Raw genomic sequence first — 13374 nt, 5'->3', positions numbered from 1 at the left:
ATCATGAAACTTAGAAATATAACAATCGCATTGGCTGTAGTTGCATTCATGGCTTCCTGTCAAAAACTTGATCAGGAACCTTTAGATGCTTTTAATGCCGATAATTTTTGGAAAACAGAAGCGGAAGCAGATTTCGCTGTAACTGGTCTGTATAGTGGTACAAGCAATTCGGATGGAAAAATTAACGAGGGATCCGCCTGGGAAGATGGAACACAGATTTTTTATATGGATTGCACCTCGGATAACTCCAACAGCGATTTTCCATGGGAGGGTTTCCAGGCCTTAGGAAATGGTACAGCAACGCCAACAAATTCTGGAAATGCTGATTCAAGGTATACTTATGAACATATTCGTCGGGCGAACTATATACTAGAGAATATTGACAAAGCTCCTATGGCGACGGAGAAAAGAAAGAAATTGATTGCTGAGGTTCGTGTGATTCGCGCTTATCGATACTTTGATATGGCAACCTTATTTGGCGGAGTGCCAATTATCACTAAAACATTGGCGAAAGAGGATGCTTATGTTCCGGCAAATACTCAAAAAGAGGTGTTGGATTTTGTTGAAAAAGAACTAAAGGAAGCTGCTGCTGATTTAAGCTTTGTAACTGGGGGAACTAGAATGTCCAAGGGGGCTGCCTTGGGTTTATTGGCGCGCTGTTATGCCTTCCAAAAGAGACATCAGGACGTTATTAATACGACACAGGAAATTATTTCTTCAGGAACGTATAAGCTTTTTAAGGACTATGCGACTTTATTTGAAGAGGCAAATGAAAATAATAGTGAAGTAATGATGAACATCGAATATCTAGCGAATGATCAGCCATATACGATGTTGGGCATCATGATACCAAATTCTATGGGAGGCTGGGGATCAATTGTGCCTACCCAAAGTTTAGTTGATGCTTACGAAACGGCTGAAGGAAAAACAATCGGAGAGTCGACAAATTATAATCCGGCAAATCCTTATGAAAATAGGGACCCACGTCTAGCAGCAACGATCGTTTATCCGGGAGCATTATATAAAGGAAAGTATTTTGATCCACTAAATCCAGATTCAAAAGATTATCCTTCTGCTGCTGATAATGCTTCCAGCACAGCATACAATTATAGGAAATACATTCAAGACCCGAGCAGTTACACGAATATATGGAATGTAGGAACCAATATTATTGTGATGCGTTATGCGGAGATCTTGTTATTAAATGCTGAAGCAAAAATTGAGCTGGGCAAGGTTGATAATAGCGTATATGAAAATATCGATCTGGTACGCCAGCGTGCAAAAATGCCAAAAGTGGATAAAGTTGTTTATGCTGCACAGAATAAATTACGCGAACTGGTACGTCGTGAACTCCGTGTGGAACTAGCTGGTGAAGGACGCCGTCGTTTTGACATCATCCGTTGGGGGATTGCCAAAGATGTGATGAACGGTCCGGTAAATGGTGCTTTGTCAAAAGGAACGGTCGATCCCAAAACAGGAAAAGTAACCTACACGTCTTTGACTGACCGCTTTTTCTCCGAGAACAGAACATTCAAAGCCGGAAAAAATGAATTATGGCCAATTCCACAAGCTGTTATCGACAACAGCAAAGGAACCCTGAAACAAAATCCTGGTTACTAATCGCGTAATAAGCACAATCCAGGCGTAATGCACGATAACAAGGCTCGGTAAAAACGGTTAAGCAGTAAATGCTTAACCGTTTTTTATTTTCGAAATCATAGGTGATTTTTATGGAAATGACAAAAATTATCATCTTATAATTGAAACTGTTCGGAATAGTGTATCTTTAATTACCTATTTCCGGAAATATAAACCGAATTAATCGTGCAGAATGAAGCGTATACTTTTCGCATTAACGGCTCTTATTGTTATTATTTTAGTTTTTAATAAGCTTATTTACAATGATCGGCTTCCGCCGAATTATCAAGCCCTGCGAGTAGATGTAAATCGCAATAAAGCGGTAATCAATAGTATTTCCATCATGGATAGTAACTTTTCCGATCTTCAAGTATTCGACCGTATTTTAAAGGATAATAGGATACTGATGTTGGGGGAAATGACGCACGACGATGGAGAGACTTTTCGGGCCAAATCCCGATTGATCCGTTATCTCCATGAGAAGTTGGATTATCATATTGTGCTGTATGAAGCTGGACAATATGATATGTGGGTCATGAATAAGGAAATGGATCGCCCGACGTTGCAACTTCCTAAACAGTCATTGGCTGGCCTGGGATTATTTGATTTCTGGTGGCGGAATAAAGAAACGGCTCCTTTGATAACTTACTATCAAAAGTCCAAATTATCAGACAAGCCAATCACACTCGGTGGATTTGATATTCAGTTTTCCGGTCGTTTACTTGGCGATAATCGTGCAAAGCTGCTGGAGGAATTTTGCCTTAAAAATGAGATCGATCTAAAAAATTATCCCTTATTAAAAAAAGAACTTAATAATCTAGCGTATCTGACCCTAGCTCGATATGCCAATAGAAAGCTTGATTCTACAGCTAAAAACCAGTTATTACATGAAATCGGGAAATTGAAATATGCTTTATGGGCCTCTGGCAGAGGTGAGGAACACCGGATTTATAGTCGATACCTAGCGGATATAAAAGCTAATTATGAAAAATCCTGGTCGTATGCAGCTGGATCCATGGCGAGTATGCATCTTCGCGACTCACTGATGGCCCAAAATCTCCAATATCAAATAGATTCCTTATATGCCGGAAAAAAAATCATTGTATGGTGTGCCAATATCCATACCTTTTCAACTGCTTATAACAAAGAATACATTCCTTTGGGCACCTATATTAAAAAGAAATATGGCCCTCAGGCTTATATGCTTGACTTTAGTTCCTATGGAAAGAAAAATGATGTAGGTCAAATAGTGGGTAAAGCCGGTAAATTAGCCATTGAAAATATTTTCCATCAAACAGGAGTACCTTATTTCTTTTTGGATCTACGGGGACTACCTGATACCGCCCCGCTCAAACGTTCATTTGTTTCAGTCATTAACCAGGGTATTGCGGAGGAAAGAAAATGGGCTGACTATATTGATGGCATTTTTTATATCGATTTAAATAAAAGACCAACAAATCTCAAACGCTAATGGAAAGTATCCTAACACATCAGCTTAGCTTTAAAATAGGTCCAAAAACCATTCTAGATCACATAGACCTCCATGTTCCGGACAAAAGTGTCTATGGTTATCTTGGGCGGAATGGTGCCGGAAAGTCTACCACCATCAAACTCCTGCTAGGGCTTCTGGAGGATCGTGCTGATGCTATTTTTATTCGTGGGAAAAGTTTAAAAGCCGATCGAAGCGCTATTTATGCAAATGTGGGCAACCTCGTTGAAGCGCCATGCTATTATACCAAATTAACGGTTTTTGAGAATTTAAAATATTTGGATATCATCCACAAAAAGGGAAATAAACGGATCGATGCCGTGCTCGAAATGGTAGACCTCCGGAAGGAGAAAAGGAAAAAAGCCAGTACCTTATCTATGGGGATGAAGCAGCGGCTGGGAATTGCCATGGCTATATTTCACGATCCCCAATTATTGATCTTGGATGAACCGCTAAATGGACTCGATCCGCAGGGAATTGTAGAAATGAGAAATTTGTTTCGCATGCTCAATGAGCAGGGGAAGACGATATTTCTGTCAAGTCACATACTAAGCGAGCTCGAAAAAATAGCCACGCATATAGGCATTATTGAGGGTGGAAAAATGATATTTCAGGGCACCAAAAATGAGCTGCTGGGTCAGGTGGAAAGGGAGGCACGACTGCGGACTTCTGATGCTACACGAGCGGCCATGGTTTTAAATAATGCCGAATTTTCGGTATTAAGAACTGAGGGACAGACGGTCGTAGTGAAAATATCAGGTGACAACCACTTTGATCAGATGATTAAATGCTTGGTACAACAGCAGATTGAAATTTATGGACTAGAGTCCCATAATGCAGATCTTGAACAGATTTTTATAAACTTAATTGCCCGATCAAATGACTAATACATTTTATACCGCCTTCTTGTCTGAAAAATTTAAACTGCTTCGAAACCGGCAGATTTTTGGCGTCCTTATCGCTCCGGTATTGCTCATTTTCGCGATCGATGCTTATATTATCTACGATATCATCAGGTCGGGAGGAGCAACTGGAGTACCTAACCCCTGGAAGGTATTGTTGGGAAGGTATGTATTTCAGTTTTTTTATTTGTTGTACCCTATTCTGATCGCACTGTTTGTTTATGCCTGTTGTGATGTGGAGTATAGGAATAACAATTATAAGGTACTATTTACATTGCCGCTTGATAAGTCAAAGATATTCTTTTCAAAGGCCGTGTTTATCCTGCTAACCATACTGTTTTCTATCTTGTTTGCTTACGCAGCATTCTTAATCAGCGGCTATATACTGGGTTTGATTTACCCGGTGCTTGGCTTTCAGAATCACGATTATAGGCTGGTGATTTTCTTCAGCTTTCTGAAGCTTTTGATTACGCTATCGGCTATTTCGATGATCCAATTGGCCTTAAGCCTGCTCTTCAAAAGCTTTATTTATCCCATTGGAATAAGCATGTTCATGCTGGTGTTTTCGGTATTTGTAGCGCAAAAGAGCTTCTCGGACTTTATTCCTTATACAGGTACTTATAAAGCCTTTCTGGATATAATGAATGAAAACGATGACTTTGGACGACTTGATTATAGTAATATCGCCATGATCTTCTTATTTATGCTGCTCAGTTTTTACATTTTTAGGCAGAAAGGACTTTTTAGATAGTCGATCGGTTATTTCTTGTCCAGTTCTTTTTTATATGCGCTCGGTGACTGGCCGTATTTCTTTTTAAACGCTGAGGCAAAATAGGAGGCCGAAGAGAAACCGACATGGCTGTAGATCTCATTGATATGGAGTCCGTCAGCCATCAGGCTTTTTGCCTTTTTGAGTCTTCTCTCAACAATATACTCACTGATGCTGCAATCGAGCAACTGTTTGACTTTGCGATACAGCTGTACGCGCGATAAGTTGAGTTCACCGGCGATATCGTCCACGCTCAGCCGCTGATCGGACAGCTTCGATTCGACTATAGCCGAAAAGCTATTGAGAAACCTTCTGTTGCTCTCGTTGATGGAATCCGATTGCTGTGCTTCAAATTGCTCGACATTACTACTATATTTTTCTTTAAGCTGATGCCGTGATTGTAGAATATTGGCAATCCTTGCCCGAAGGACTGCGGCATTGAATGGTTTGGTCATGTAGTCATCTGCTTTCAGTAGATTTCCTTCAAGGATGGTCTCTTCGTTCGCTAATGCACTCAACAGAATGACTGGAATATGGGCCGTTTGGTAAAATGTCTTGATGTCCTTGAGTATATCCAGACCACTGCCGTCAGGGAGCATGATGTCGGTGAGCACCAGATCCGGAAAATGTGTTTTCATCAAAGCGCTGGCCTGCCCCGAATCTCTTGCTAAGAAGAGATTATAATCGTTTTCCAGAATGGATCTGAGGTAATCTCTGATTTCATCGTCATCTTCAACAATCATAATGCTCTTCGATTTATTGGAATGAAAAGAGAGATTCCTATCAGGAGATTTTACTTCAGTATCCAATAACTCGTGTTGCCGGAACACAGGTTTTACATCGGATATAGCCGTTAGGATCTCCTCCTGTTCATAATGGGTATTACCGATAGGCATCCTTAGGGTGAAGATCGAACCATGGCCCAATTTACTGCTGGCCGTGATCTGTCCATGGTGCAGTTCGACAATCTGTTTGACATAGGCCAGGCCAATTCCGGATCCACTACGGCTGCCTGTTCCTTGATAGAAAGGATCAAATATATGCTCGATATCAATCGGTGCTATCCCAAGACCATTGTCCAGTACGCGCAAATAGAAATAATCTTTGAAACTATTTTCTTCGAGTGAAATTTCAATCCGGCCACTGGTTGCGGTGTGCTTTATGGCATTGGAAAGAAGATTGGAGAGGACCTGTTCCATCAGATATTCGTCGATCCAGACCTCTTTGAGCATACTTTTATTGATGTAGCTGATTGATATCCTACTTTTTTTGAGCAAGGGTTTAAAGCTGTTGATAACCTGCTGTATAAAAGGATCGATATGTACGGCCGATACCTGGAGCTTGATTTTCGATTTGCTGATCCGATGGATATCGATCAGGTCGCTGACAAGCCGCTGCAATTTTTTCGCACTTCTTTTGACACGCGACAACTGCTCTCGGACATCTTCTGATAGATCTTTCCGTATTTCGAGCTCCTCGATAGGGGCCAGGATAAGCGTTAGCGGGGTTTTAAACTCGTGGGAGATATTGGTGAAAAAATTGTTTTTGATTTCTGCAGCCTGCTGAATCTGGCTGTTCATCTCCACGATCTGCTTTTGCTGGGAAAGGATCTCTCCGTTCTGGATTTCGAGATGTTTGTTTTTCTCCCAGTTGCTTTTGATAACGATAATGGAAATGCCCCCAAATACCACGGCGAGCACCAAACTGACAACGAGCACATTGAGGACAGATTTTTGATTTTGGTAAATCCGGTTCTGCTCGGTGATAAATTCCTGCCTTTTGTCAATGTCGGCCTGTTGCTGTTGGATCTTTTGTGACTGTAGGGCCAATAGTTCGGCATTTGTCCGGTCGATAACGGCGGTAGCGAGAATGTTTTCGCGTTTATAATGCTGATTGTTAATAATTGCCAGTGCGGTTCGGATGGCTTCAGTTCCACCGGTAGGATAGAGCATAGAGGCGTACATATGACCTTGCATAATCTGCTCAAGACCATTACCCCGTCCGGGAAGCGCATCTACTCCGATGATTTTAATCTCTTTTTGAAGTTGCACCTCGTCCAGGGCCTTTTTTACGCCCATGGCCATCTGATCATTGAAGGTAAAGATAACATCACTTTGTGCCATTTGAGCGATATGTTTGCGCATTTCAGTGTATGCTGTATTCTTTTCCCATCCACCATGGATAATGGCGTTGACCTGCATACCGCTTACGGCTGCTATACTTTGCATAAATCCCTTTTCACGTTCGATTGACGCAGAGGTGCCCGATAATCCTGTCACTAATCCGATCTTTCCTTTACCTTGGAGGATAGTCTGGCTATATTGACCAGCAAGTTTTCCAATGGCCAGGTTGTCGGCCCCAACATAAGCGTTGTATTGGCCTGAAGAGGTTTTACGATCGGTAACAATTACGGGTATTTTGCGCTGGAATACAGAGTCAACAATCGGTGTAAGCGGTTCGGCTTCATTGGGTGAAACTATCAACAGGTCGATACCCGCTTTGGTCAGTTCGCGTATTTGATCAATCTGTTTCGCATTATTGCCCTGGGCATCGCGGTACAAGAACTCAATATCAGGATTAAAGGAGAGTTCCCGTTTCATTTCCTCGAGCATAGTTTGCCGCCATGCGTCATTTCCGATGCACTGTGAAAAAGCAATGACCCGCTTCTTTTTCTGGCTTGCCGATTGACAACCCCATAAAAGCAGCAGGACCAACATGCCATAAACGGTATATTTTCCCATGTTTTTTTCCCCTTTACATTCCGAATATACATTATTTCGTTTTTTTTAGATAATAAGCACCCTGTTAGTGTATTCTTTACACTAAAAACAGATCGATGAAATATGTATCATTTTCTATAAGATATGTCTAAAAACTGAAAGTTTGAAAATTTTGATTTCGCTTAAGTGGTTGGTATATAAATGTTTGTGCTATTTCTAAAAATGTTACATAAATAAATGTTTTTGCGCTCTCCAAATTTAAGTAAGCGTGAAGCTAGGGTTAAATTTGAGTTAATCAATTGTAGATCATAAGATGAACAAAAACACAGTATTAGCATGGTCTTTTGTAGTAGCATTAGGCGGATTTTTATTTGGCTTTGATACAGCTGTTATTTCAGGCGCTGAAAAAGCCGTGCAGGAACATTGGCATTTGAGCGAGTTTCAGCATGGGCTTACGATGGCCATTGCATTAATAGGTACGGTCGTTGGTGCAGCATTGGGCGCTTGGCCATCCGATAAACTGGGCCGAAAGAACACATTATTCGTTGTCGCAGCCTTATATTTTATTTCAGCGATCGGAAGTGCGTTGGCCAGTGACTGGACAGTATTTATTCTATTTCGTTTTTTGGGTGGTATTGGCGTCGGTGTATCATCCGTGACAGCACCTATCTATATTTCGGAGATTTCACCCGCAGCTTCACGCGGCAAGCTGGTGGGTCTCTTTCAGTTTAATGTGGTATTGGGCATTCTGATCGCTTATTTATCCAATTACTTTATCGGACAGGGCGGGGAGGAATCCTGGCGCTGGATGCTGGGAGTGCAGTGCTTTCCGTCTTTGCTGTTTTTTGTGCTGATCTTCTTTATTCCAGAAAGTCCCAGATGGTTGTTATTGCACAAGAATAACCTACCTGAAGCGACAAAGATCATGCAACGACTCAATTCGGAAGGCTACGAACTTGAAATCCAGAAAATTCAGGAATCAAAAGATAAGTTGGCGGGTGAGGGTAAATTATTTATTCGGGAAAATGCCCGGCCAATTTTACTGGCCCTCTGTTTTGCGCTGTTCAATCAGCTTTCGGGTATTAATGCGATTATCTATTACGCACCGCGTGTTTTTGAAATGGCCGGCCTAGGTTCACAGAGCTCCCTGCTTTCGACAGTAGGGATCGGTGTGATCAATTTTATTTTCACGCTGGTGGCCATTAATTTTATAGATAAAATAGGCCGCAAAAAACTAATGCTCGTAGGTTCGATCGGTTTGATCGTATCGCTCGCACTGGTTTCACAGGCTTTCTATACAGGGCAGACAACAGGTTTTGCCATTACGATCTATCTGATGAGTTTTATCGCCTTCTTCGCATTCTCTCAAGGGGCAGTGATCTGGGTATTTATTTCCGAAATTTTTCCCAATGATGTGCGTGCCAAAGGGCAGACATTTGGCAGTTTGACACATTGGGTAATGGCTGCAATTATTACTTTTTGCTTTCCCGCACTGACAGAAATGGTCGGCGGTGGTGGTACCTTTCTGATCTTTGCGCTATTTATGGTATTGCAACTTATTTATGTCCTGAAATTTATGCCTGAAACGAAAGGGCGCTCACTGGAGGATATGGGGCAGACAATCAATCTGCATTAAAATAGCGCTATTATAGATCCAATCACTTCGGTGAACAAATAAAGATGACAATGAAAAATCTGAATAAATCAATACAGGGAGTTTGTTTCGGAGAGGTTCTTTGGGATAATCTGCCAACCGGAAAGAAATTGGGCGGTGCTCCGCTAAATGTTGCTTATCATCTCAATAAGCTGGGTGTTGTTACACAGATGCTAACCCGTATCGGAAGAGATGAAAATGGTAAAGAATTGCTGGCAGTATGTCAACAGTTGGGAGTTCCGACCACATTTTTTCAGTATGACGACAGTTTACCAACCTCCACGGTTGAAGTGACGATTGATGCAGACCGTAATGTACAATACGACATTGTATATCCTGTGGCATGGGACAAAATTGAAGTAGGACCAGCCGTACTGGAAGCGGTTTCCAAAGCGGATTTTTTGGTGTATGGCAGTCTGGCCTGTCGCGATGATGTGAGCTTCCAAAGTCTGTTGACCTTGTTAAAGGCAGCCCCTTTTCGGGTGATGGACGTTAATTTGCGCGCTCCTTTTTTTGATCCGAATCGCTTGCATGAATTATTGCGTTATGCGGATCTCGTTAAAATGAATGCAGAGGAATTGCATATCATTGCCGAATGGAGCGGTGCGCCGGCAACCTATACCGACCAGCAGCGGGTGGATCTGCTGTTGGATTGCTTTGCCATTCAGGAAGCTATTGTTACCTATGGCGCGGCTGGAGCAGTGTACCATCATAAAAAAGCAAATATCAGTTATCATTTTCCTGCATTGAAAGTACAGGTGGAAGATACCATCGGAAGTGGTGATTCGTTTTTAGCGGCTTTTTTGACCAAACGCTTTCAGATGGCAGAAGGGATCGCCTTGGAGGAGGTGCTTGAGTTTGCGGCTACCTTAAGTGGTTTTGTGACACAGAGCAGGGGGGCATGTCCCGCTTATAATGAAGCGGATATCAACCGCTTCCATTGGCTGAACCCCATCTTCCGCGATAACGAACAGAAGATGAAGTTATAGCTGCCTGTACCGCAAAGAGGGAAAATGCGGTATAGGCAAAAAGAGGAAAAATAATCAATTAATAATCTACTTATAATAACCAATTATGTTTACAAGACAGCAAGCTATGTTGCTTCCGTCTTTGGCTCTCTTTTCGGTTGTTGCTTTTGCGCAGCAGACAGAAATTCGGGGGCGGATCACGGACAGTGCGACAGCAACCCCAGTTGTGGGGGCATCGTTGATGGTCAAGGGAACCAGCCAGGCAACAAAGACAAATGAAAAAGGGGAATTTGTGCTGCAGTTATCCGGCAGTAACGGTACCTTAGAAATCTCTAATGTTGGCTACGAATCCCAAACGGTACTTTTGGGGAACAGAAAGTTTTTGGATATCCGGCTGGTCAGTACCGAAAAAGGACTTGATGAGGTGGTTGTCACGGGTTATCAGCGCGAGCGTAAGAAGGATCTGACCGGTGCCGTCAGTGTCGTGAATGTAAGCGAAATGATGAAAGCTCCGGAAAATAACCCAATGAAAGCCCTTCAGGGCCGCGTAGCGGGCATGACGGTGACTTCCGATGGTAGCCCAAGCGGTGCGGCCACAGTACGCATGCGCGGTATCAGTTCGATCAACAGCAGCCAGGATCCGCTCTATGTCATCGATGGTATCCCCACCCAAGGGGGCATGCATGAGCTCAATTCCAATGATATCGAAAGCATTCAGGTGCTAAAAGACGCCTCTTCGGCAAGTATATACGGTTCGCGTGCGGCAAATGGCGTTATTGTGATCACAACAAAAAGAGGAAAACTTGGTGCTCCGAAGCTTACGGTCGACGCCTATGTGACCAGCACGCATTTTAATAATCGCATGAAAGTGCTCAATGCACAGCAATATGGTCAGGCACTTTGGCGGGCGACAATCAATAGTGGCGGTAATCCGAACAGCAATAATATCGGCTATCAATTTGAATGGAACAATGATGCCAATGGTCTGCCACAGCTTAACAATGTGTCTGTATCGAAATATATTGATCGCGAACATACCATGTATGCAGCGGATACCGATTGGTTTGATGAAGTATCTAAACCGGGCTTGCTTCAATCGTACAATGCAACCTTAAGTTCGGCGACAGAAAAGTCAAGTTCTTATTTTTCTTTGGGTTATCTGGACAATAGTGGAACACTGCGGTATACCGATTTCCGACGTATATCGGCCCGGATGAATGCCGATTATAAACTGTTTGACGGGAAACTCATCGTCGGTGAGAATTTTACGGTGAACAACACGGGCGAGGTACAGGTGCCCGGAGATGTGCTCGATCTATCGTTGAAGGCATTACCGATCATACCGGTACATACCGTAGACGGAATAGGCTGGGGCGGACCTGCCCTAGGAATGAATGACCGTCATAATCCAATGCGCCTGTTGCATGATAACAGAAATAATAAAAACAATTACTGGCGCTTATTTGGAAATGCTTACGCTGATTTGCAGCTGATCAAAGACCTGCACCTGCGCACGAGTTACGGTATAGATTACAGCAATTTCTACAAACGCAACCTCGAAGTTTCCTATCGTTCGGGTTTTATGAGCAGCAGTAGAAGCGCTGTGAATATGGAACAGACCCAAGGATTAAAGTGGACCTGGTCGAATACTGCGACGTATAGAAAAGAGATTGAAAAACATACCATAGATCTACTGGCTGGTATAGAAATGAATCGTCAGAACGACATCAATTTTAACGCATATACAGCCGGGGATGGTGCATTTTCCATTGAAACACCGGAATATATGTGGCCCGGGGTAAGTACGGGGACGGCTGCTGTGGGCGGTGGCTCTACCGGATTTTCACTCCTTTCCTATTTTGGAAAGGCTAACTACGCCTACGATGAACGCTACCTGGCCTCCTTCACCGTGAGACATGATGGTTCTTCCCGTTTTGGGAAAAACAATCGCTTTGCCACTTTTCCGGCGGTAACGGCTGGATGGCGGATTTCATCCGAAGGTTTTATGGCCGGTACTAAAGACTTTATCACTGATCTTAAACTGCGTGCAGGCTGGGGGCAGACCGGTAACCAGGGGATCGGCAATCTGGCAACCTATGCACTTTACGTTCCTGAATATGGCGTCGGCGATCCTACATGGAATATTGTGGATGGTACCGCTTATGATCTTTCGGGCGCAGGAACAGGGACGCTTCCTTCAGGATACCGAAAAATCCAAACTGAAAATAACGACCTAAAGTGGGAAACAACGACACAGACCAATATCGGTCTGGACTTTACGCTATTTGGCCAAAGCCTTTACGGATCCGTAGACTGGTATATTAAAGCGACAAAAGATATGCTGATCAATCCGGCTTATATCGGCGTGTTAGGTGAGGGTGGTTACCGCTGGGCCAATGGTGCTTCCATGGAAAATAAGGGCCTGGATGTTACCGCGGGTTACCGCAATAAGACTTCTTTTGGGCTGGATTATGATATAACTGCTGTCCTTTCGTCGTATAAAAATAAGGTAACCCACCTGCCTGAAGCCGTGGAAAACTCTTACGGAGGCCGTCAGGGTGATAATATTATCGGCCGACCATTGGGTTCATTTTATGGTTATGTAACAGATGGCATCTTTCAGAATCAAAAGGAAGTTGACGATCACGTCAATCAGGCCGGTAAAGGTATTGGCCGTTTGCGTTATGTCAACGTGTATGCCGCAGATCAGCAGATCACGGACATGGACCGCACTTGGATCGGCAACCCGCATCCTGATTTTTCTTATAGTTTGAATATTGCCTTGAAATACAGAGGATTTGATCTGTCGGCCTATTTTCAGGGGGTACAGGGGATAGATGTTGAAAACTGGCTGAAAAAACAGACTGATTTCTGGAGTGTCGATGATGTAAATTCCAATAAAGGTGTACGTCTGCTCAATGCCTGGACACCACAGAATCCCACTTCGACCATCCCAGCTTTGCAGACAACAAACAATAATGATGAAGGACGTCTATCCAATTACTTTATAGAAAATGGATCCTATATGAAACTTCGCAACCTGTCTCTTGGCTATACTTTGCCAACGGCTACAGCTTCCCGTTTGCGGATGAGCCGCTTACGCGTGTATGTGACCGGACAGAACCTGTTTACGGTAAAATCGAAGAATTTCACAGGTGTGGATCCCGAGAATGTAGGCTGGGGATACCCGATTCCGACGACATGGACTGCAGGTGTAAATATCGGCTTTTAATA

8 protein-coding genes are annotated in these 13374 nt (G+C 43.1%); 7 read left to right on the top strand and 1 reads right to left on the bottom strand.

The genetic code is table 11. From position 1 onward, the window contains the following. Positions 1-3: 3 nt before the first annotated feature. The 4 genes from ACK8HY_RS09235 to ACK8HY_RS09220 all read left to right on the top strand — a co-directional run bounded on the left by ACK8HY_RS09235 (position 4) and on the right by ACK8HY_RS09220 (position 4780). A complete protein-coding gene (locus tag ACK8HY_RS09235; protein ID WP_077438439.1) occupies positions 4-1620 on the top strand; it encodes a RagB/SusD family nutrient uptake outer membrane protein in 1617 nt (538 codons plus the stop codon). Between the two features lie 211 nt (positions 1621-1831). After that, the gene (locus tag ACK8HY_RS09230) at positions 1832-3109 is read left to right on the top strand and encodes an erythromycin esterase family protein (RefSeq protein WP_077438438.1); all 1278 of its coding nucleotides are present in this window, start codon (positions 1832-1834) and stop codon (positions 3107-3109) included. After that, on the top strand, positions 3109-4014 hold the full coding sequence (locus ACK8HY_RS09225) for an ABC transporter ATP-binding protein (RefSeq protein WP_077438437.1): 906 nt from the start codon (positions 3109-3111) through the stop codon (positions 4012-4014). Before ACK8HY_RS09230 ends, ACK8HY_RS09225 begins: the two co-directional genes overlap by 1 nt. Next, positions 4007-4780, top strand: coding sequence for an ABC transporter permease (locus tag ACK8HY_RS09220; RefSeq protein WP_077438436.1), 774 nt, complete (start codon positions 4007-4009; stop codon positions 4778-4780). Before ACK8HY_RS09225 ends, ACK8HY_RS09220 begins: the two co-directional genes overlap by 8 nt. An 8-nt stretch (positions 4781-4788) precedes the next feature. On the opposite strand, the gene ACK8HY_RS09215 is transcribed toward ACK8HY_RS09220, so the two are convergent. Continuing rightward, the gene (locus ACK8HY_RS09215; protein WP_077438435.1) at positions 4789-7539 is read right to left on the bottom strand and encodes a substrate-binding domain-containing protein; all 2751 of its coding nucleotides are present in this window, start codon (positions 7537-7539) and stop codon (positions 4789-4791) included. Between the two features lie 292 nt (positions 7540-7831). On the opposite strand from ACK8HY_RS09215, the gene ACK8HY_RS09210 reads away from it, so the two are divergent. The 3 genes from ACK8HY_RS09210 to ACK8HY_RS09200 all read left to right on the top strand — a co-directional run bounded on the left by ACK8HY_RS09210 (position 7832) and on the right by ACK8HY_RS09200 (position 13372). Beyond that, positions 7832-9154 (top strand): sugar porter family MFS transporter, encoded by a 1323-nt coding sequence (locus ACK8HY_RS09210; protein ID WP_416133427.1) that lies wholly within the window; start codon positions 7832-7834, stop codon positions 9152-9154. Between the two features lie 50 nt (positions 9155-9204). After that, the gene (locus ACK8HY_RS09205; RefSeq protein WP_175992116.1) at positions 9205-10161 is read left to right on the top strand and encodes a carbohydrate kinase family protein; all 957 of its coding nucleotides are present in this window, start codon (positions 9205-9207) and stop codon (positions 10159-10161) included. A gap of 85 nt (positions 10162-10246) precedes the next feature. After that, positions 10247-13372, top strand: a complete 3126-nt coding sequence (locus ACK8HY_RS09200) for a SusC/RagA family TonB-linked outer membrane protein (RefSeq protein ID WP_416133426.1) — start codon at positions 10247-10249, stop codon at positions 13370-13372. The last annotated feature ends 2 nt before the right edge of the window (positions 13373-13374 follow it).

The organism is Sphingobacterium sp. NGMCC 1.201703, assembly GCF_047784615.1.
Taxonomy (GTDB): Bacteria; Bacteroidota; Bacteroidia; order Sphingobacteriales; family Sphingobacteriaceae; genus Sphingobacterium.
The sequence above is the reverse complement of the archived record's forward strand: the minus strand, read 5'-3'. Positions and strand labels throughout refer to the sequence as shown.

Coding starts and splice junctions, on each gene's coding strand:
- ACK8HY_RS09235 (WP_077438439.1), top strand. CDS start 4: ATGAAACTTAGAAATATAACAATCGCATTGGCTGTAGTTGCATTCATG.
- ACK8HY_RS09230 (WP_077438438.1), top strand. CDS start 1,832: ATGAAGCGTATACTTTTCGCATTAACGGCTCTTATTGTTATTATTTTA.
- ACK8HY_RS09225 (WP_077438437.1), top strand. CDS start 3,109: ATGGAAAGTATCCTAACACATCAGCTTAGCTTTAAAATAGGTCCAAAA.
- ACK8HY_RS09220 (WP_077438436.1), top strand. CDS start 4,007: ATGACTAATACATTTTATACCGCCTTCTTGTCTGAAAAATTTAAACTG.
- ACK8HY_RS09215 (WP_077438435.1), bottom strand. CDS start 7,539: ATGGGAAAATATACCGTTTATGGCATGTTGGTCCTGCTGCTTTTATGG.
- ACK8HY_RS09210 (WP_416133427.1), top strand. CDS start 7,832: ATGAACAAAAACACAGTATTAGCATGGTCTTTTGTAGTAGCATTAGGC.
- ACK8HY_RS09205 (WP_175992116.1), top strand. CDS start 9,205: ATGAAAAATCTGAATAAATCAATACAGGGAGTTTGTTTCGGAGAGGTT.
- ACK8HY_RS09200 (WP_416133426.1), top strand. CDS start 10,247: ATGTTTACAAGACAGCAAGCTATGTTGCTTCCGTCTTTGGCTCTCTTT.